At 61.4% G+C, this 20,526-nt stretch carries 18 protein-coding genes; 12 read left to right on the forward strand and 6 right to left on the reverse strand.

All coding sequences use genetic code 11. The features are described 5' to 3' along the window. Window positions 1-15: 15 nt before the first annotated feature. The 4 genes from CLU90_RS20415 to CLU90_RS20430 are packed head-to-tail and all read right to left on the reverse strand — an operon-like array spanning window position 16 to window position 4,631. A complete protein-coding gene (locus tag CLU90_RS20415) occupies window positions 16-1,254 on the reverse strand; it encodes an ABC transporter permease (protein ID WP_100428813.1) in 1,239 nt (412 codons plus the stop codon). Window positions 1,255-1,282: 28 nt separating this feature from the next. Continuing rightward, window positions 1,283-2,605, reverse strand: a complete 1,323-nt coding sequence (locus CLU90_RS20420) for an ABC transporter permease (RefSeq protein ID WP_092719231.1) — start codon at window positions 2,603-2,605, stop codon at window positions 1,283-1,285. 9 nt (window positions 2,606-2,614) lie between these two features. Then, the gene (locus CLU90_RS20425; protein WP_100428814.1) at window positions 2,615-3,331 is read right to left on the reverse strand and encodes an ABC transporter ATP-binding protein; all 717 of its coding nucleotides are present in this window, start codon (window positions 3,329-3,331) and stop codon (window positions 2,615-2,617) included. Window positions 3,332-3,365: 34 nt separating this feature from the next. Continuing rightward, window positions 3,366-4,631, reverse strand: coding sequence for an efflux RND transporter periplasmic adaptor subunit (locus CLU90_RS20430; protein WP_100428815.1), 1,266 nt, complete (start codon window positions 4,629-4,631; stop codon window positions 3,366-3,368). A gap of 207 nt (window positions 4,632-4,838) precedes the next feature. Here CLU90_RS20430 and CLU90_RS20435 point away from each other — a divergent pair, with 207 nt between their 5' ends. Next, complete coding sequence (locus tag CLU90_RS20435; RefSeq protein WP_100428816.1) at window positions 4,839-6,404, forward strand: MutS-related protein; 1,566 nt, start codon at window positions 4,839-4,841, stop codon at window positions 6,402-6,404. Between the two features lie 9 nt (window positions 6,405-6,413). Here the strand turns inward: CLU90_RS20435 and CLU90_RS20440 are convergent, their stop codons facing one another. Further along, entirely contained in the window at window positions 6,414-8,339 is a 1,926-nt protein-coding gene (locus CLU90_RS20440) for a phosphoethanolamine transferase (protein ID WP_157808870.1), read from the reverse strand. A gap of 425 nt (window positions 8,340-8,764) precedes the next feature. On the opposite strand from CLU90_RS20440, the gene rpsL reads away from it, so the two are divergent. The 6 genes from rpsL (at window position 8,765) to CLU90_RS20470 (ending at window position 14,761) form a co-directional block, all read left to right on the forward strand. After that, window positions 8,765-9,148, forward strand: a complete 384-nt coding sequence (gene rpsL, locus CLU90_RS20445; protein WP_010394376.1) for a 30S ribosomal protein S12 — start codon at window positions 8,765-8,767, stop codon at window positions 9,146-9,148. A 152-nt stretch (window positions 9,149-9,300) separates the two neighbouring features. Then, window positions 9,301-9,771 carry a 30S ribosomal protein S7 gene (rpsG, locus tag CLU90_RS20450; protein WP_010394377.1) on the forward strand — a complete coding sequence of 157 codons (471 nt, stop codon included), beginning with the start codon at window positions 9,301-9,303 and terminating at the stop codon, window positions 9,769-9,771. Between the two features lie 108 nt (window positions 9,772-9,879). After that, window positions 9,880-11,985 carry an elongation factor G gene (fusA, locus tag CLU90_RS20455; protein WP_092719218.1) on the forward strand — a complete coding sequence of 702 codons (2,106 nt, stop codon included), beginning with the start codon at window positions 9,880-9,882 and terminating at the stop codon, window positions 11,983-11,985. 72 nt (window positions 11,986-12,057) lie between these two features. Then, the gene (tuf, locus tag CLU90_RS20460; RefSeq protein ID WP_100428800.1) at window positions 12,058-13,248 is read left to right on the forward strand and encodes an elongation factor Tu; all 1,191 of its coding nucleotides are present in this window, start codon (window positions 12,058-12,060) and stop codon (window positions 13,246-13,248) included. A 179-nt stretch (window positions 13,249-13,427) separates the two neighbouring features. Further along, entirely contained in the window at window positions 13,428-13,745 is a 318-nt protein-coding gene (gene rpsJ, locus CLU90_RS20465) for a 30S ribosomal protein S10 (RefSeq protein WP_010394389.1), read from the forward strand. Window positions 13,746-13,915: 170 nt separating this feature from the next. Further along, window positions 13,916-14,761, forward strand: coding sequence for a DUF817 domain-containing protein (locus CLU90_RS20470; RefSeq protein ID WP_092718250.1), 846 nt, complete (start codon window positions 13,916-13,918; stop codon window positions 14,759-14,761). Window positions 14,762-14,781: 20 nt separating this feature from the next. Here CLU90_RS20470 and CLU90_RS20475 read toward each other — a convergent pair whose 3' ends face one another. Further along, entirely contained in the window at window positions 14,782-15,327 is a 546-nt protein-coding gene (locus CLU90_RS20475; RefSeq protein ID WP_092718253.1) for a tetratricopeptide repeat protein, read from the reverse strand. Window positions 15,328-15,492: 165 nt separating this feature from the next. Here CLU90_RS20475 and creB point away from each other — a divergent pair, with 165 nt between their 5' ends. The 5 genes from creB to rplC all read left to right on the forward strand — a co-directional run bounded on the left by creB (window position 15,493) and on the right by rplC (window position 20,523). After that, a complete protein-coding gene (gene creB, locus CLU90_RS20480) occupies window positions 15,493-16,224 on the forward strand; it encodes a two-component system response regulator CreB (RefSeq protein ID WP_092718568.1) in 732 nt (243 codons plus the stop codon). Continuing rightward, window positions 16,221-17,642 (forward strand): two-component system sensor histidine kinase CreC, encoded by a 1,422-nt coding sequence (gene creC, locus CLU90_RS20485; protein WP_100428817.1) that lies wholly within the window; start codon window positions 16,221-16,223, stop codon window positions 17,640-17,642. Before creB ends, creC begins: the two co-directional genes overlap by 4 nt. Before the next feature lie 86 nt (window positions 17,643-17,728). After that, window positions 17,729-19,120: a cell envelope integrity protein CreD gene (creD, locus tag CLU90_RS20490; RefSeq protein ID WP_092718258.1), complete on the forward strand. Its 1,392-nt coding sequence runs from the start codon at window positions 17,729-17,731 to the stop codon at window positions 19,118-19,120. Between the two features lie 232 nt (window positions 19,121-19,352). Next, on the forward strand, window positions 19,353-19,541 hold the full coding sequence (locus CLU90_RS20495; RefSeq protein ID WP_034753196.1) for a hypothetical protein: 189 nt from the start codon (window positions 19,353-19,355) through the stop codon (window positions 19,539-19,541). A 325-nt stretch (window positions 19,542-19,866) separates the two neighbouring features. Continuing rightward, entirely contained in the window at window positions 19,867-20,523 is a 657-nt protein-coding gene (gene rplC, locus CLU90_RS20500; RefSeq protein ID WP_010394393.1) for a 50S ribosomal protein L3, read from the forward strand. Window positions 20,524-20,526 lie beyond the last annotated feature (3 nt).

The raw sequence follows: 20,526 nt of genomic DNA on the forward strand, positions 1-20,526 counted from the left end.
CACTGAGGTGCCGGCTCAGGTACTGCGGGTGGCAGTGGCCGGCGAAATGCTGGCCGCGCGCCAGGCCGGGCCGTACACCGCGCCCACGCCCAGCAGCCAGAATACGAGCGCGCCAGCCAGCAGATAGACGGGTGGCAGGCGCGCCATTTCCAGCTGGCTTACCAGCAGCTGGTTCAAGCCCAGGGCCAGCAGCACGCCGCACGCCACGCCAACGCTGGTGATCATGAAATTCTCCGTCAAAAAATAGCGCAGGATGTCGATGCGGCGGGCGCCCAGTGCGCGCCGCACGCCGATCTGCTTCCTGCGTTGCGCCACCCACAGGCTGGCGATGCCGACGATGCCGCTGGCCGTCACCAGCAGCAGCAGGGTCGACACGGCGATCAGCATCCATGACAGGCCCTGATCGGCCCGGTAGCGCGCCTTGCGATGCTGTTCCAGGGTGTCGGTGGTGACCAGCAGCCGGTCCGTGCTGGCAGTGCGGATGGCCTGTTGCGCCTCCTGCATCAGACGGTCACGCTGGCCCGGTTCGGCTCGCACGGCGTATATCAGCAGGCCGCGCCCGCCCGTCAGGCGCGCCGGCAGCAGCGACGAATACTCGCCGCGCGGCTTGGTCTGCGCGCTCTGGGTCTGCAGCCGCTCGACGATGCCCACCACGCGCAGTTCCGGGTCGTCCGAGCCGGTGCCCTGGTACAAGGTCTTGCCGACAAAGCTGGTCTCGCCGGGCCAGATTTTCTGCGCCGCCGCCCGTGTCAGTATCAGAACCTTGGGCGAGCTCTCGTCGACGTCTTCGTTGATTTCGGGCGCTTCGTCGGACCGGAAATCGCGTCCTTCGACCAATTGCAAGCCATACGTTTTGATCAGCGAATCGGGACTGACATAGGTGGATACTTCGGCGCTGGCCGCAGCCTGGTCGCGCTTGGCGGACATGCTGGTGAAGTGGCCAGAGCGCGACAGCACCGCCTGTGACGTTTGCGCCACCGACATCACGCCTGGCAGCGCGCGCAGCAGTGCCGCCTGGCGCTTCTGCTCGGCCAGCTGGCGCTCATGGCTGCCTCGGTTGAGGTTCTGGATATTGACGTAAAAAACGTCGTTTTCAGCGGCCACGCCGCTGGGACGCGCGGCGACGGCCTGGCGCACGTTGACGATATGCAGGGCGTTGGCCAGGATGGCCAGGCTGATCGCGACCTGCACGGCCACCAGGACGGCGCCGGTTTTGCTGCGCATCAGCGCCGACAGGATGGGACGGATTTCCATGCTGGACCTCATGTTGGGTAAAGGATGTTCATTGGGACTTGAGCTGGATGGCCGGCGTCACCTGGCAGGCGCGCCAGGTCGGCAGCAAGCCTGCCAGCAGGGCCGCCAGCACCGACATGGCAAACGTCAGCAGCAGCATCGGTACGTCCATGTGCGCGACGGTGCCCAGATCTTCCGACTGCTTGCTGACCACGGCCAGCGCGCCGAACGCCAGCAGCAGGCCCAGCACGCCGCCAGCGAGGCCGATGACGCCCGTCTCGATCAGGAACTGGCGGAAGATGTCGCGCCGCGTGGCGCCCAGCGCACGGCGGATGCCCACCTCGCTGGCGCGCACGGAAAACTTCGCCAGCAGCAGGCCGATGGTGTTGACCAGGCATAGCAGCAGGAAACCGAAGGCCAGCCAGGCCGCCAGCTTGTTGTCGTTGTCGACTACCTGCAAAAAGCTCATCCATTCGTTCAGGTCGTACAGGCGGTTCGGCGCGTTGCGCTTCATGCGCCCCAGCTTGCGCTGCTCGCCCGCATAGGCGTCCAGGTACTGCTGCAACTGGCCGCGTTCGCCGCTGCTGGCCATTTCGAACCAGAACTGCAGCCAGGTGCAGCCCGAGGCGAGCCTGCCCTGGTAGCCGGGTGCGTTATTGTCGCCGTTGCAGCTCATGCCGCCGTCGTGCTCGGTTTCGTGGCGGATCGCGCTGGCAAATGGAATGAAGAATTCGTCCTCCGGACCGAACGCCCCCTTGCTGCCGATAATGTGATGGGCGCGCGGCACCACGTCCCAGGTCGCCAGCACGCCCGTCACCATGTAGGGCCGGCCCAGCACCGTGACGCGCTGGCCGACCGGGTTGTTCGTGCCCACCAGTTTTTCAGCCAGCGCGCGGCTGAGCACGATCACGTCCGCGCCGCTGGCGTCATCGGCTTCGCTCCATGGCTGGCCGTACAGAAAGGGGGCTTCGAACATGCTGAAAAAGTCGCGCGTGGGCGCCATGCCCTGGGCCTGGAAGGAACCGATATCCTTGCGCGCCGGTTCGACTGGCCCTGCCACGCCATACATGACGGTGCGGCGCACGCCCACCTTGCTGGCCATGAAATTGCGCGCATCGATGTAGCTCATCTGGCTTTGCGCGAAGCCGGGCTTTTCGCCGGGGACATAGCCCTTGACGGGCAGGATGTCGATCATCGGCACGAACAGGCGGTCGCTCTTGTGCGGCAGCGGATCGCCCGACATGGCGTGCAGGATGGTGACGGTGGACACGCTGGCGGCCACGCCGACGGCCAGGGTCAGTACCATCAGCGCCGTCAGGGCGCGGTTGCGGCGCAGGCTGCGCAGACCCAAGGTGAAATAGTAGCGGAACATGTGCTCTCCTTACGCTGTCGCGGCGTGCTGCGGCCTGGCCGACAGCGAGGCGCGGTGCTGCACCAGGTCCGACACCTGGCCGTCGATGATGTGCACATTGCGCTGGCTGCGCAGCGCCAGTTCCGGATCGTGCGTGACCATCAGGATGGTGGTGCCTTGCGCATTGATTTCTTCCAGCAGTTCCATCACGCCGCGCGCCATCTGCGTATCGAGGTTGCCCGTCGGTTCATCGGCCAGCAGCAGCTTGGGCGAGCCGGCCAGCGCGCGCGCGATCGCCACGCGCTGCTGCTGGCCACCCGACAATTCGGCCGGATAATGCTTCATGCGCGATGCCAGGCCGACCTTGGCCAGCGCTTCCTCGATGCGCTCCTTGCGCTCGGCGCGGTTGAAGCCCCGGTAGCGCAGCGGCACGTCGACGTTGTCGAACAGCGACAGGTCGGGAATCAGATTAAAACCCTGAAAGATGAAGCCCAGTTTTTCATTGCGCAGGCGCGAGCGGGCATTGTCGTCCATGCCCCTGACGTTGACGCCGTCGAGGATGTATTCGCCATCCGTGAATTCCTCGAGCAGGCCGGCGATGTTCAGGAAGCTCGTCTTGCCCGAGCCGGACGGCCCCGTGACGGTGACGAATTCACCTTGTTGCACGTGGATGTCGAAGCCGCGCAGCGCGTGGGTTTCGATCATGTGGGTACGGTAGACTTTGCTCAGGTTTTGCATGCGCAGCATGGAGGGCCTCTCAGGATATAAGTTGAATGATGTGTCAGTTGAGCGAGACGCGGGCGGCGTTCTCGAAGTTTTCCGTGCCGGCGACGACCACCTTGTCGCCCAGCTTCAGGCCGTCGAGGATTTCCACGGCCGACACGCTGGTCGCGCCCAGCTTGATCGGCGTGCGCATCGCCACGCCATCGCGCACGACGTAGGCGAAACGGCCGCCTTCGGCCTCGACGAAGGAGCCGCGCGCCAGCATCAGCACATTCGGTTTTTCATCGATCAGCAGGCGTGCCGCCACGCGCTGGTTCTGGCGCAGGCCGGCCGGCTGCGCGCCATCGAAACGCACGCGCGCCAGCACCTGGTTTTTCACCACTTCCGGCGACAGCGCCGACAATTTTCCGGTTGCCTTGACGGCGCCCGTTTCGATCTCGGCGCGCATGCCCAGGCCCATGTCGGCCACGTACGTTTCCGGCACCTCGAGCTCGACTTCCAGCTGCGACAGGTCGACCAGGGTCATCAGGGCCGTATTGGCTTGCACCACGCTGCGGTTGGCCACCGACAGGGTGCCGATGAAGCCGCTGACGGGCGCGCGCACGGTCAGCTCGTCGACCCGGCGCTGGGCATTGTCGCGGACGAGGCGCTGGCGTTCCAGTTCGCTGACCTTGGTCTTGAGCGCCAGGGTCACGTCTTCGCTTTCCAGGCCCGCCGCCTGGGAGGCGTGCTTGCTGCGGATATCGGCCGAATTCAAGGCATCCTTGGCCTTCTGGTAATCGATCTTGGCGATGATGCCCACCTGCGCCACGCTTTCATAGCGCTCCAGGGTGCGCTGCGCGGACAGGCGCTCGATCTCGGCCGTATCGGCTTCGCGCCGCGCCAGCAGTTTCTGCTTCTTGGCCAGGATCTGCTGGCGCGCCACTTCCGCCTCCAGCTGCTGCACGCTCGATTGTTCGCGCTTGAGCGCGTCGGACAGGTCCGGCGACTCCAGCACGGCCAGGATGTCGCCCTTTTTCACCGTGTCGCCCGCCTTCGCTTTCAGCGTGACGGTGGCCACGGTGGTCGAATATAGGGTGGGGCTGATGGCGGCAACGATGCGGCCAGTGACGGCCGCGTCGCGTATCAGGGTGCCGCGCGTGACCTCGGCGATGCGCAGGCGGCTGCCGTTGACGGAATGTTCGCTGTTGCGCCAGCCGGCAACGACAGCGATGGCGCCGCCAATGATGACGACGGCGCCAGCGAGCAGCAGGGCACGTCGCTTGTGGCGCTGGCCCGGTGGGGCGGACAGTACGGCGTCTTGGGAAGAGGTATCGCGGATCATGGTCAGGTCTCGTGAAGGATGCTTTTTCCAATGCACGATCCATGCCAGTGATTAAGTCATTGATTTGAATGGAGAAAAATTCTGACGTCCGGCTGTCCGCCGTGTCCGCGCCGTCCAGCGTGTCCGGCGGCACAGCATGCACTTGATAAATTGGCAATCGCCTGCATCTGCTGTGGCGTTCCCTTCATTGACTCCTCCACAGGCGCCATGCATCCGTTCATCCAGCAACTTTTCCCTGCCCGCGCCTTTGCTCCGGCACTCGATTATCCTTTCGCCCGCAGCGACGTGGCGATGCTGCAGCGGCTGACGGGCGAGGCGCCATCGCTCGATGGCCAGACCTGGGACGAGCTGCTGCTCGACCAGTATGCGGCGCAGCTGGCGCGCGAGACCAGCATCGTCGGCCAGCAGGAGCTGCACCGGCGCCTGAGCGGTGGCCAGGCCGATCCGGCCTCCATTGCGCGCGTCCAGCAGTTGCTGGATGACCCGGCCCAGGCGGCCGGCCTGCAGCGTGCCTGCCTGCCCTTGCGCCAGGCCGATACGGAAGTGAGCGAGACCCTGTTCGGCGCGGCGCTGCCGCCGGCACCATGGTGGCGCGCCTGGCTATGGCTGGTGCCGCTGGCCTTGGTGCTGGCCATCGCCGCCACTTGGCTGGTGGGCTGGCCAGCGCTGTTTGGCGTGCTGGCCGCCTGTGCCGCACTGATGGCTGTGCAGGTGCGTTTTTACGAAAGTGCGAAGGCGTGGGAGCGCACGCTCGACACCTTGCGCTATCTGCTGAAAACCCGTACCGCGCTGGCGCGGCTCGATGTGCCGGCAGTCTTGCCATTGGCTGCCGGCAGCGCGCAGGCGCCCAGGCTGACGCGCGCCATCGAACGCTCGCTGCTGCATTACGTGCCCTTCCTCGATACGGTACTGGTCGAATATGGCGACTGGCTCCTGCTGAAAAACGTTCAGCGTTATTTCCGCACGCGCCAACTGGTGCGGCAGCAGTTGCCCTTCCTGCGCGACAGTTTTACCCAGGTAGCGCAACTGGAGGCGGACCTGGCGCTGGCGCGGCACCTGCGTGCGGTGCCCGTGTTTTGCTGGGCGGGCGCCGCGTCGCCACGTGCGCTGGCCTTGCAGGGCATGCGGCATCCCTTGCTGGAAAACGCCGCGCCGCTGTCGTTCGGCGTGCGGGGCAAGGGCGGTTTCATCTCCGGCCAGAACGGTATCGGCAAGAGCACCTTGCTGCGATGTATAGGCTTGAACCTGGTCTGCGCGCGTGCCTTCGGCTTTTGTTATGCGCATGGCGCCGATGTGCCTCGCCTGGCCGTATATGCGAGCATGCAGAATGAAGATTCGCTCGATGGCGGCGAAAGTTTATATATTGCCGAACTGCGGCGCGCGCGTGAATTGCTGGCGCTGGCCGAGGAGGGCGCGCCGGCCCTGTTCCTGATCGACGAAATCTTCCGTGGCACGAATCACCTCGAATCGGTGGCGGCGGCGGCCGCCGTGCTGCACAGCCTGGCCGCGCAGCACCTGGTGATCGTTTCCTCGCACAACCTGGTGCTGGGGCCGCTGCTGGAAGACTGCCTGGCGCCGTGGTGCGTGCGCCGCGATGAGGCGGGCGTGCTATTGCTGGCGCCCGGCGTGCTGCAGGCAACGAATGGCATCGCCCTGCTGGCGCAGCGCGGTTTTGACGCCGGTATCGCGGACAAGGCGGGACGCGTCTTCGACTGGCTCAGCACGCACATGGCGCAGCCGGCCGATTGCACGGGAGTGCTGGAACGGGCGTGATGAGCGCTCTTATTTGTCCTGCTTTTCCGGCGTGCTCTTGTCGATCACTTCGCGGCAGTCGCCGCGGATGATGGCGTTGTCGTAGTTGGTCCAGCCGTAGCTGTCAACGTAGCGCTTGTGCTGCTTGAAGCGGGGGCTGGCGATGCTCCATTCGGGCTGTTCGCCGGCGAAGCGGATGTCGCCCAGGTCGAGCAGCGTATGGAACATGTTTTCCGTCGACAGGCGCGCCTTTTGATGGCGCTGCAGCTGCGTCACCTTGTCCGGATAGTGCTGCTTGAATTGCGGCGAATACCACACGAAGGCGGGCACGTGGAATTCGAACTGCGTGTTGTGGCCATGGAAGGCCAGGCGGCAGGTGCCGTCGTACAGGGTCTGGCCATGGTCGGCCACGTAGACGAGCGAGCTGCGCAGGGCGGTGCGCTGGCCGTCGTCCTTCAGCAGGCCGATCACGTTCGACAGGAACCAGTCCGTATACAGGATGGAGCTGTCGTAGCTGTTATTGAGCTGCGGCTTGATGGCCGTATCCGTGTAGACGGGCTTGTCGACGCCGAACAGCGACGGCTGCCACTTGTCGAACGATTTCGGATAGCGCTGGCTGTAGTTCCAGTGGCTGCCCAGGGTGTGCAGCACGATGAGTTTTTTCGGCGCCGGGTCGGCCAGCGCGTTCTTGAACGGATCGAACAGGATCTGGTCGAAGTTCGAACTGTTGGTAAAGCCGCCCAGGTTCAGGAATTGCACCACGTCCGCTTCCTTGGCAAACACGGACACGGGCGTGTCGAACTGGCCGAACGAGATCTGGTTCGACAGCCAGTAAGTCTTGAAGCCCGCTTCCTTGTAGGCGGTGAGGAAGGATTTTTCCGAGAAGCCGTCCTTGAGGCTTTGCGTGGCCGGCTTGCGCGAGATGATCACGGGCACGGACAGGCGCGTGGCGGAAACGGCCGTGATGACGTCGGCCAGCGGCACGAGGTTGCTTTCCTGTTTCAGCAGGGGATTGGTGTCGCGTTCGTAGCCGTTCAGGCTCCAGCGGTCGTAGCGCGACGATTCGCCGATCACCATGACCACCACTTCCGGGTTGGTATCGGGCTGTTGCTGGTGCGCGCCGAAACGGAAGCGGCTGCTTTTTTGTCCCAGCTCGGCCAGGTACCGACGCTCCTTGTAGAAATCGAAACCGCGCGCGGCCAGGCCGAAGGGCCAGGAATTGCTGATGGTGTCGAAGGCGTAGGGCAGGCGCGCCCAGTGGGGCAGGCTGGGCCAGCCCAGGCCCGTTTCGTCGGCGCCGGCGATGCTGGCGTTTTCCGGTTTGCTGCTTTCCTCGTCTTCCTCGGCCGTTTCGTCGTCGGCCGAGCTGACGTCGCCGAAGCCGGAGGCGCCCGCCTTGCCGCTGGCCGCCGGCACGCTGGCCTTGGCGGATGCGGGGGCGCTGTGCACGACCTTGGCGTTGAAACCGAATTCGTAGCCATACCACCAGAAGCCGCCCAGCAGGATCAGCAGCAAGAAGGCGGCCGGGCGTGTCTTGCCGCGCCAGTCGAGGTCGCGCGTGCGCGCGGCCGCAAACCAGCTGGCGGCGCACCAGGCGATCACGCCCAGCATGACGGCGCCCATCAGCCACACTTTTTGCCCGAGGAATTCCATCGCTTCCTTGGGGCTGGTTTCGAAGATGATGCCCAGGTGGTGCGTGGAAATGCCCTGGCCGTAGAAGATGAACAGGTAGATTTCCGTCGGCAGGGCGAGGAAGGCGGGCACCAGCAGCCAGTGGAAGTAGGCGGGGCGCTTGAACACGCTCCAGACGGCCAGCCAGGCCAGCAGTTCGAACGTGAGCATCTGCCAGGGATGCTCGAGCGCACGCCCCAGCAGTGCGGGGATGAAGGGCACGGCCGTCAGCAAGGCATACGTCAGGAGCAGGAACAGATTGGCGGGGCGAAGCAAGGAGCGCATAAAGGAAGGCAGCGAAAAATGTTCGCTATTATCAATCCTTTTGTTGCCTTGCGGTCGTACAAGAATGCGCGCATCCGATGCTTGGCCGCAGGGAAAGAATGCCAAATCATCAAGTGCCGCGCGGTGCCGGCGTTCGCGCGCTGCGGCTAAAGATTAGTCAAAATGCCACAAAAGTGCCGCTCTTTTGCCTTTTTTTATAGCAAAAAGCGGTAAACTGATTGACCCCCTGTAACACAAGGTCTAAACTAGCGAGTTCTCGATTTTATTCTGCTCATCGTTTACGTATTGCTTGGCATTTCATGGCCGCTCCTCATCGAGTGGCTGCGGGCGCCTCCGGTGCGCAGTAGATGGAAGCGGGACGAGGTTTTAGTCGCCGGGCATCTTGCCCGGGTTATTAATCGTAGTTTTTTGTTGGATTTATAACGATGCCAACCATCAATCAATTGATTCGCAATCCACGCGTCGCCTTGACCGTGAAGAGCAAATCGCCGGCGCTGGAAAACAGCCCGCAAAAACGTGGCGTCTGCACACGTGTTTACACCACGACTCCAAAGAAGCCTAACTCGGCTCTGCGTAAAGTCGCTAAAGTTCGCCTGACCAATGGTTTCGAAGTCATTTCGTACATTGGCGGTGAAGGCCATAACCTGCAAGAGCATAGTGTTGTGCTGTTGCGCGGCGGCCGCGTCAAGGATTTGCCGGGTGTGCGTTACCACATGGTTCGCGGTGCCCTGGATACCCAAGGCGTCAAAGACCGTAAGCAATCGCGTTCGAAGTACGGTACCAAGCGCGCTAAAGCTGGCAAGAAGTAATAAGTTGTACGCAGCAAACCCAAGTTTCGCTCAGTGGCAACTAGCTAAGTGAATGTAGTCGACCGCATCTGGTCGAGTAAGTGGAGGACTATGATGGTCGTCCGCGAGTGTGCGAAGAACGCGCGCTCAACTGAAGATTGAAAGGAATTGATATGCCACGTCGTCGTGAAGTACCCAAGCGCGAAATTTTGCCAGATCCAAAATTCGGCAACACTGATGTCGCTAAATTTGTAAACGTGCTGATGCTGTCCGGTAAGAAATCGGTTGCAGAAAACATCATCTACGGTGCTTTCGAGCACATCGCAGCAAAATCGGGCAAAGATCCGCTCGAAGTTTTTGCTACCGCAATCAACAACGCCAAGCCGCTGGTTGAGGTGAAATCCCGTCGCGTCGGTGGTGCAAACTACCAGGTGCCGGTCGAAGTTCGCCCAGTCCGTCGTATGGCTCTGTCCATGCGTTGGTTGCGTGAAGCTGCTAACAAGCGCAGCGAAAAATCGATGCCACAACGCCTCGGCGGTGAGCTGATGGAAGCGGCTGAAAGCCGCGGCGGCGCGATGAAAAAACGCGACGAAGTCCATCGTATGGCTGAAGCGAACAAAGCGTTCTCGCATTTCCGCTTCTAATATAAAGCCAGCTACCGCAAGGCGGCTGTCAAGCATCTGTTGTTCGAGGCCGGGCTCATTTTTGCAAAAAAATGCTGCTCGGTTTTGTCCATTCATTTAGGATTAATTATGGCCCGCAAGACCCCCATTGAGCGCTACCGCAATATCGGTATTTCCGCTCACATCGATGCAGGTAAGACGACCACGACCGAGCGCGTCCTGTTCTACACAGGCGTGAACCACAAGCTGGGCGAAGTCCATGATGGCGCTGCCACCACCGACTGGATGGCACAAGAGCAAGAGCGCGGTATCACGATTACCTCGGCTGCTGTTACGTGCTTCTGGAAAGGCATGGCAAACAACTTCCCAGCTCACCACATCAACATCATCGACACCCCAGGCCACGTTGACTTCACGATTGAAGTGGAACGTTCGATGCGCGTGCTGGATGGCGCTTGCATGGTTTACTGTGCAGTCGGCGGCGTGCAGCCACAATCGGAAACGGTATGGCGTCAGGCTAACAAGTACAAAGTGCCACGTCTGGCCTTCGTGAACAAGATGGACCGTACCGGCGCCAACTTCTTCAAGGTTTACGATCAGATGCGTTCGCGTCTGAAAGCCAACCCGGTGCCTATTCAGATGCCTATCGGCGCTGAAGACGTCTTCACCGGCGTGATCGATCTGGTCAAGATGAAAGCGGTTATCTGGGACGACGCTTCGCAAGGCATGAAGTTCGAATACGAAGACATTCCTGCACACCTGGCCGCTGATGCTGCCAAGTGGCGCGAGAACATGGTTGAAGCCGCTGCTGAAGCGTCGGAAGACCTGATGAACAAGTACCTGGAAGAAGGCGACCTGTCGGAAGCCGAGATCAAGGCTGCCCTGCGTCAGCGTACGATCGCCAGCGAAATCGTTCCAATGTTGTGCGGTACCGCCTTTAAAAACAAGGGCGTACAGGCCATGCTGGACGCGGTCATCGAGTACCTGCCATCGCCACTGGACATTCCGCCAGTCCCAGGTCTGGACGAAGATGAACAGCCAGTCGAGCGTAAAGCTGACGACAACGAGAAATTCTCGGCGCTGGCATTCAAGATCGCAACCGATCCGTTCGTCGGTCAGCTGTGCTTCATCCGTTGCTACTCGGGTACCCTGAATTCGGGCGACTCGGTGTTGAACTCCGTGAAGCAGAAGAAAGAGCGTATCGGCCGTATCGTGCAGATGCAAGCGAACGAACGCGAAGAAATCAAGGAAATGCGCGCTGGCGACATCGCCGCTGTCGTGGGTCTGAAAGACACCACCACCGGCGATACGCTTTGCGACGACAAGGCAAGCGTGGTTCTGGAGCGCATGGTCTTCCCTGAGCCAGTGATTTCGCAAGCGGTTGAGCCAAAAACCAAGGCCGACCAGGAAAAAATGGGCCTGGCGCTGAACCGTCTGGCTGCAGAAGATCCATCGTTCCGCGTGCGTACCGATGAAGAGTCGGGCCAGACCATCATCGCCGGTATGGGCGAGTTGCATCTGGACATCATCGTTGACCGCATGAAGCGCGAATTCAACGTTGAAGCCACCGTCGGCAAGCCACAAGTGGCTTACCGCGAAACGATCCGTAAAGTGTGCGAAGAGTCGGAAGGCAAATTCGTCAAGCAATCGGGTGGTCGTGGTCAATACGGTCACGTGGTTCTGAAGATCGAGCCGCAAGAACCGGGCAAGGGCTTCGAATTCGTTGACGCGATCAAGGGCGGTACCGTTCCTCGCGAATACATCCCTGCAGTTGAAAAAGGTGTGCGCGACACGCTGACTTCGGGCGTGATGGCTGGCTACCCAGTCGTTGACGTAAAAGTCACGCTGTTCTTCGGTTCGTACCATGATGTTGACTCGAACGAAAATGCATTCCGCATGGCCGCTTCGATGGCATTCAAAGATGGCTGCCGCAAAGCATCGCCAGTCATCCTGGAGCCGATGATGGCCGTGGAAGTGGAAACGCCGGAAGACTACGCCGGTACCGTGATGGGCGATCTGTCGTCGCGTCGCGGCATGGTGCAAGGTATGGATGAAATTGCTGGCGGTGGCGGCAAGATCATCAAGGCCGAAGTGCCTCTGTCGGAAATGTTCGGTTACGCTACGTCGTTGCGTTCGTCGACCCAAGGTCGTGCGACTTACACGATGGAATTCAAGCACTATGCTGAAGCACCTAAGCATGTGACTGAAGCAATCGTAAGCTCGAAAGCTAAGTAATAGAAGTTCCGGGCCGGCTTTCACGAGAATGCCGGTCCCTACATTTAAATCATTGTTCTAAGGAAGAATAAAATGGCAAAAGGTAAATTCGAACGGACCAAGCCGCACGTCAACGTCGGCACCATCGGCCACGTCGACCACGGTAAAACCACGCTGACCGCTGCAATCGCAACGGTTCTGTCGAAGAAATTCGGCGGCGAAGCTAAAGCATACGACCAGATCGATGCGGCTCCAGAAGAAAAAGCGCGCGGTATCACGATCAACACCGCCCACGTCGAGTACGAAACGGAAACGCGTCACTACGCGCACGTTGACTGCCCAGGCCACGCCGACTACATCAAAAACATGATTACCGGTGCGGCGCAGATGGACGGCGCGATCCTGGTGTGCTCCGCAGCTGACGGCCCAATGCCACAGACCCGCGAACACATCCTGCTGGCCCGCCAAGTTGGCGTTCCATACATCATCGTGTTCCTGAACAAGTGCGACCTGGTCGACGACGCAGAGCTGCTGGAACTGGTTGAAATGGAAGTGCGCGAGCTGTTGTCGAAGTACGAATTCCCAGGCGACGACCTGCCTATCATCAAAGGTTCGGCACGTATGGCGCTGGAAGGCAAAGAAGGCGAAATGGGCGTTGACGCAGTGCTGCGTCTGGCCGATGCGCTGGATGCTTACATCCCAACGCCAGAGCGCGCTGTTGACGGTGCGTTCCTGATGCCAGTGGAAGACGTGTTCTCGATCTCGGGTCGCGGTACCGTTGTGACCGGTCGTATCGAGCGCGGCATCATCAAAGTCGGCGAAGAGATCGAAATCGTCGGTATCACCGATACCGTCAAAACGACTTGCACCGGCGTGGAAATGTTCCGCAAACTGCTGGACCAAGGTCAAGCTGGCGACAACGTTGGTCTGCTGCTGCGCGGCACCAAGCGTGAAGACGTGCAACGTGGTCAAGTTCTGGCCAAGCCAGGCTCGATCAAGCCGCATGCACACTTCACCGGCGAGATCTATGTTCTGTCGAAAGACGAAGGCGGCCGTCATACGCCATTCTTCAACAACTATCGTCCACAGTTCTACTTCCGTACGACGGACGTGACCGGTTCGATCGAGTTGCCAGCAGACAAAGAAATGGTCATGCCAGGCGATAACGTGTCGATCACCGTCAAGCTGATCAACCCGATCGCGATGGAAGAAGGTCTGCGCTTCGCTATCCGCGAAGGCGGCCGTACCGTCGGCGCTGGTGTTGTTGCAAAAATCCTGGCTTAATTCTTAAGCCCGCATAAAAGAAGACGCGTCGTCGCCCGGCGCCCTTCTTTTTATTCAACTGCCGGGGTTGGCAAGCATTTTGGTGCTATCATGTCGACCCTGACAGTTGTTGCGTCAGAAATTCCCGTATGACCTCATTGCCGTGCAAACCGCGCGGTTCGTTCTTTTAAGGAAATATCATGTCGGCACCAAACCAAAAAATCCGTATCCGCCTGAAGGCTTTCGATTACAAACTGATCGACCAGTCCGCTCTGGAAATCGTTGAAACCGCGAAGCGCACCGGCGCTGTCGTCAAAGGCCCAGTACCACTGCCTACCCGTATTCAACGTTTCGACGTGCTGCGTTCCCCGCACGTCAACAAAACTTCGCGCGATCAGTTCGAGATCCGTACGCACCAACGCCTGATGGACATCGTTGACCCAACGGACAAAACCGTTGACGCGCTGATGAAGCTGGACCTGCCAGCTGGTGTTGATGTTGAAATCAAACTGCAATAATCGTATTTAAGGCTGGCGGGGTGTCCCGCTGCCTGATGATGGGGCCGGGCCTGCTCACGATCGTGAGTGCGCCCGGCCCCATTGCTATTGGTGGCGCCCAACCTTGGCGGCAACGGCGCACCTCTGCAAAATCGCTTTACAGTGCCGCGGCCGGCCGATAAAGTTGCTGCATGCTTAACGCCCTCGATACCCATCTGTTAAATGCCACTCCCCGTGAGCGCCTGCGCGGCTGGCCGCGCTTCCTGACCGAATTCCTGTATTTCGGCATCAAGGAGGCGAGGTCGTGCCTGTTCGTGGGCCTGTTTTTCGCCGCCGTGTTCCTGGTGCCGCGCGCCGGCCTGTTCGGCCTGCCGCGCTATGACGTGCTGCTGCTGGCGGCGCTGGCGATCCAGGGCGCGATGGTCTGGAGCGGGCTGGAAACGTGGGATGAATTGAAAGCCATCTGCCTGTTTCACCTGGTTGGCTTCGCGCTGGAAGTGTTCAAGGTATCGGGAGCTATCCAGTCGTGGAGCTATCCCGACTTCGCCTACACCAAGGTGTTCGGCGTGCCCCTGTTTTCCGGCTTCATGTATGCGGCCGTCGGCAGCTACATCATCCAGACCTGGCGCCTGCTCGACATGCGGATACGCCACCATCCGCCGTACTGGATGGCGGTGCTGATCGCGCTGCTGATCTACGCCAACTTCTTCACCCATCACTACATCGGCGACTACCGCTGGTACCTGGCCGCGTGCGCGCTGGGCTTGTATGCGCGCACCACCGTCGTGTTCCGCCCGCTTGACCGCGACCGCAGCATGCCCTTGCTGCTCGGTTTCGTGCTGGTCGGCTTCTTCATCTGGCTGGCCGAAAACATCAGCACCTTCTGGGGCGTGTGGCGCTACCCGAACCAGCTTGGCGCGTGGTCGGCCGTGCACGTCAGCAAATGGAGTTCATGGTCGCTGCTGGTGGTGATGACGTTCACCATCGTGGCCCACCTCAAGCATATCAAGGCCAGCATCCACGTCGCCCGGCATTAGCCGGGCGCCGGGACGATGTATTACAAGCTTGCCGCCACCACCTCGAAGCGGTTGCCGAGCGCCGCTTGCGGGCCGCCTTGCAAGTGCTTGGCGTACTGGCGCAGCACTTCCGCCGAATAGGTGCGCGAGGCGGGCGACAGCTTCGGCAGCAGCGGCAGCACTTTTTCCAGGTATTCCGTGCCTTCCTGCCACTTGCCTTGCGCGGCCAGTGCCGACGCCAGTTCCACCATGCGGCGGCCGACGCGCGCATCGCTGCGCGGCTGCGCCGCTTCTTCCGTGGCCAGCGCTTGCCGGTACAGCTGCTCGGCTTCCGCATTCTTGCCCTGCAAGCGCTTGATGCGGCCCAGGTTGTACTGGCGCTGCGAGAGGATGTCCGCGCTGGCCCCGGCCTGCTCGGCGCTGCGCAGCGCCTGTACGCAAGCCAGTTCCGCTTCGCCAAACTGGCCTTTGAGTTCGGCCGCGTTGCAGGCATCGTGCTGTTCATTGGAGGTGGTGAGCGTCGCTGGCGCCGCGCAGGCGGCCAGCAGGCTGACGGCGCATAGCAGGCTGATGGTATGGGTCTTCATAGTCTCCTCGGACGGGTGTCAAACACGGTGTATCGGTGGAGTCATGCCGTAATAAATATACTATAAGTTTTTTTGAGCGGGTGGCTTTTTGCCAGCCCGCACAATTGACGTTGCTTGCGTGCTTCAGGGATACTCCGGGCTTGTCCATTAATGCGTGCCGCCGCCATGTCCAAGACTGTCCTGATCGTGGAAGATGAACAGGCGATTGCCGACAGCATCGCCTATGCCTTGCGCACGGACGGCTTTACGCCGCGCCATGTGATGCTGGGCGAGCAAGCGCTGGACGCGCTGCGTCCCATCCCCGGCGAAGCCGCGCCGATGCCCGTTCTCGTGGTGCTCGACGTGGGCTTGCCCGATATGAGCGGGCTGGAAGTGTGCCGCCGGCTGCGCCAGTTTTCCGAGATTCCGGTGATCTTCCTGACGGCCCGCAGCGACGAGATCGACCGTATCGTCGGCCTGGAAATCGGCGCCGACGATTACGTCACCAAGCCGTTTTCGCCGCGCGAACTGGTGGCGCGCATCCGCGTCATCCTGCGCCGCGCGGGTGTCGCTCAGGCGCCGCGCGAGACTGGCATGACGATAGCCGCACCCGTCGCTCCGGCCGCGCCGGCGCGCTTTGAATTGCGCGCGCTGGAAGCCAAGGTACTGTTCCACGGCCGGCCGCTGGACCTGACCCGCTATGAATACCTGTTGCTGAAAACCCTGCTCGAGCATCCGGGCCACGTGCTGTCGCGCGCGCAGCTGATGGAGCGCGTGTGGAGCGGCGCGCCCGACACGCTCGAGCGCACCGTCGACGCGCACGTCAAGTCGCTGCGCGCCAAGCTGCGCGCCGTCGATGCGCAGGCCGACCCCATCCACACCCACCGTGGCCTCGGCTACAGCCTGGCTGGCGCATGAAGATCGGCCTGCGCATCCTGCTCGGCTATTTCCTCGTCGTCGGCCTGGCCGCATGGTTCCTGCTGAACGTCTTCATGGAGCAGGTCAAGCCGGGCGTGCGCTCGACCCTGGAAGATACCCTCGTCGATACCTCGCAGCTGCTGGCCAGCCTGGTGGCGCCCGACGTGAAGGCGGGCACGCTGGCGCAGTCGCCCGTGGCCGAACGCATGCAGGATTACGCGCGCCATGGCGTGGACGTCAATATCAATGGCGTGCGCAAGCGCACGCTCGATTACCGCATCACCATCACGGACCGGCGCGGCATCGTGCTGTTCGATTCCAGCGGGCGCGACGTGGGGCGCGACTATTCGCGCTGGAATGATGTGTACCTGACCCTGCAGGGCAAGTATGGCGCGCGCAGCACGCGCAGCCGGCCGGACGACGAGATGTCGACGGTGATGCACGTGGCCGCGCCGATTCGCGACGGCAACGAGGTGATCGGCGTGCTGACGGTGGCCAAGCCGAATGCCAGCGTGCAGGCGTTTGTCGAGCGCAGCCAGCGCAAGATATTGCAGCGCGGCGCCATCCTGTTGCTGCTGTCGCTGCTGATCGGCCTGGCGTTCGCCTGGTGGCTGCACCAGGCGCTGGGCAAGCTGATGGACTATATCGGCGACGTGGAAGCGGGGCGCAAGGTGGCGCTGCCGGCGCTGGGCACGAACGAGATCGGTACGCTGGGCAGGGCGCTGGAGGCGATGCGTACGCGCCTCGAGGGCAAGGAATACGTGGAGCAGCTGATGCACACCCTGGCGCACGAATTGAAAAGCCCGATCGCCGCCATCCAGGCTTCGGCCGAGCTGCTGCAGGAAGACATGCCGCCGGCCGAGCGCCGCCGGTTCCTTGCCAGCATCCTGGAGCAGAACGCGCGCCAGCGGCAGCTGATCGACAAGCTGCTGGCTTTGGTCCGCGTGGAAAAGCAGCAGCGCCTGGATCACCCCGAGCGCATCGCGCTGGGACCCCTGCTGGCGCAAGTGGCACAGGATGGGGCCGCCACCCTGGCGGCGCGCGGCGTGCGTCTGCAGGTGCAGGCGGAAGAGGCGAGCGTGGCGGGTGACCCTCTGCTGCTGCGTCAGGCGCTGGGCAATTTGCTCGACAACGCTGCCGGCTTTGCGCCGCCCGGCAGCTGCATCGACCTGACGGCGCGGCGCCAGGGCAGTCAGGTGGAAATTGCCGTGCGCGACCGCGGCGCGGGCATCCCCGCGTATGCGCAGGAACGCGTCTTCGAGCGCTTTTATTCCCTGCCGCGCCCGAGCGCCGGCAAGAGCACGGGCCTGGGCTTGCCCTTCGTGCGCGAGGTGGCCTCGCTGCATGGCGGCACGGTCGAAGTGCTCAACCATGCGGAGGGCGGCGCTTGCGCGCGCCTGTGCCTGCCACTAGCCTAGCGCACTTTATTCTCCCGCTTCACACAGACTGCATCGTCAGCGCACACAGCTTTTTTACACTGGCCGCCTTACTTCAAGGATGCGCCATGCAAAAAACTCTGTTAGTCAAAGCGTTGATCGTGTTCGGCCTGATGCTGCTGATCGGCCTGCCTTTGCTGATGATTCAGGAAACGATCAAGGAGCGGATGGAATTCCGCCAGGAAGCCGTCAACAGCATCGCCGCCGATTCGGTGCGCGAACAAACCATCATCGGCCCCATCCTCGTGATTCCCTACACGGAACAGTACGAAGAGCGCGTGGAAGTGGCCAAGGGTGATGACAAGGAAGTGAAAGCGCCCGTACGCACGGAGTTGCTGCGCCGCACGGTGCAGCGCCGCTTTCTCGTCTACCCGAACAACCTGCTGGTCAACGGCAGCATCGACGCGGACCGCCGCTACCGCGGCATTCACCAGGTGCTGGTCTACAGCGGCCAGCATGCGTTCCAGGGCGATTTCACGGTGCCGGCCGGCAGCCAGCTGCCGCGCAAGTCGCCGGACTCGCGCGTGACCCTGGGCGCGCCTTTCGTCGCCCTGTCCATCGAGGACGTGCGCGGCATCCGCAATATCCCGAAAATCGACTGGGGCGGCCAGAAGATCGAGTTCGAGCAGGGCACCGACCTGTTTGCCTTCCGCAGCGGCCTTCACGCGCCGCTGGGTGCCATGGCGCTGGCGCAAGCACAACAGGTGAAATTCAGCTTTGACCTGGGTCTCGACGGCATCGAACGCCAGCATTTCGTGCCGGTGGCGAAAAACAGCCAGATCAGCATCAAGTCGAACTGGCCCCATCCGCAGTTTGGCGGCCGCTTCCTGCCGTCGCCGAAACACCGCCAGATCAACGCCGACGGCTTTCAGGTCGAGTGGAGCATCTCCTCGCTGGCCACGAATGCGCAAACGCAGTTGAGCACGATCGAGGGCGAGTTCAAGGTGCCCGACAGCGCGCCGCTGGGCCAGGTGGACCGCTTCAGCGTGGGCTTCATCGAGCCGGTGAATGTGTATTCGCAGTCGGACCGGGCCACCAAATATGGCTTGCTGTTCGTGGCGCTGACCTTTGCCGCCTTCTTCATCTTTGAAATCCTGAAAAGCCTGCCGATCCACCCGGTGCAGTATCTGCTGGTGGGTCTGTCGCTGGTGATCTTCTTCCTGCTGCTGGTGGGCCTGGCCGAGCACATCGCCTTCCTCACCGCCTACCTGGTCGCCAGCGCCGCCTGTATCGTGCTGACCAGCTTTTACCTGGTGCACGTGCTGCACAACGCCTGGCGCGGCATCGGCTTCGGCGTGGCGCTGACGATGCTGTATGGCGCCCTGTACGGCTTGCTCAATTCTGAAAACAATGCGCTGGTGATGGGCAGCATCCTGCTGTTTGCCGTGCTGGCCGCCATCATGGTGGCGACGCGCAAGGTGGACTGGTATCAGATTGGCAAAGGAGCGCCGCAGGAATAGGAGCGGCCCGGGCGCCATGCGCCGTAACGCTTGCAGCCAGCCCGGACGGTGATCTGTCCGGGCTGGCTTTTTGTTTGGCGGCGGCATTAATTGGTAGTTGGTTGGTATTGTTTACGGTATTCTATTGGCATTGCTTTTTAAGTAATGGCGGGCGCCGCGGCGCCTGCCCGGGGCGGTGCGAGGATGGCGTGTCGTCCTGGTTGTTCTTCCATCTGATAAACGGAGATGAAATATGATCAAGAAGTCGATGGCTTTCCTGTTTGCGCTGGGCCTGAGCGCCTCGTATGCGTTTGCCGCTGGCGATGTCACGCAGTGCTATAGCGAGTGCGGGCAAAAAGTGGCCAATTGCCGGGCGCACCTCGGCGGCAGCCCCATCTGCGAAGATCTGTACCAGCATTGCCTGATCAACTGCCAGCAATAAGCTTTTCCGGGCGCCAGGCCCGGGAAGTGCAGGACAGGGCGCGCAAGCCATTGCGCGCTCTGTGTGTTTCTGCCATTGCCCGCCAGGGCGCATGGCGCCGTGCTTTGCGCCCGTCAAGTTGGCTTGCGGCGGCATTTTTCCGGCGCGCCGACAACTCCCGCAGGGGCGTCGCGCAACACTTTGACATACCTCGTGTTAACTTGTTGCGTCAAGGGTTTTTGTGCTATATACTAGCCGGCTTCGGTATGGATTCGTCTTTTTTGAGTCCTACGTTACTTTGTAGTTAAACAAGCCCCGCCCAATCGCAGGTGGGAATGGAGAAAAAATGAGCCTAGGCCTTCTCGGTCGCAAGGTTGGTATGATGCGCATTTTCACGGATGAAGGGGATTCGATTCCTGTCACCGTGTTGGACGTATCGAACAACCGTGTTGCGCAAATCAAAACCCCTGAAACAGATGGTTACTCCGCTGTTCAGGTCGCATTCGGTCAACGTCGCGCTTCCCGCGTGACCAAAGCTGTTGCTGGTCATCACGCTAAAGCTGGTGTTGAAGCCGGTACTCTGTTGAAAGAGTTCCGTGTCGACGCTGCCAAAGCCGCTGAACTGAAAGCTGGCGATGTTGTCGCTGCTTCCCTGTTCGAAGTCGGTCAAAAGATCGACGTGCAAGGCGTTACCATCGGTAAAGGCTATGCAGGCGTTATCAAACGTTACCACTTCGCTTCTGGCCGTGCAACGCACGGTAACTCGCGTTCGCATAACGTTCCAGGTTCCATCGGTATGGCACAAGATCCAGGTCGCGTTTTCCCTGGTAAGCGCATGACCGGTCATCTGGGTGACGTTAACCGTACGATCCAGAACCTCGTGATCGCCCGTATCGATGCCGACCGTCAGCTGTTGCTGGTCAAAGGCGCGATTCCAGGTGCGAAAAATGGCCAGGTAGTTGTCTCGCCAGCCATCAAAACCAAAGCCAAGAAGGGAGCTTAAACG

The organism is Janthinobacterium sp. 67, from assembly GCF_002797895.1.
Taxonomy (GTDB): domain Bacteria; phylum Pseudomonadota; class Gammaproteobacteria; order Burkholderiales; family Burkholderiaceae_D; genus Janthinobacterium.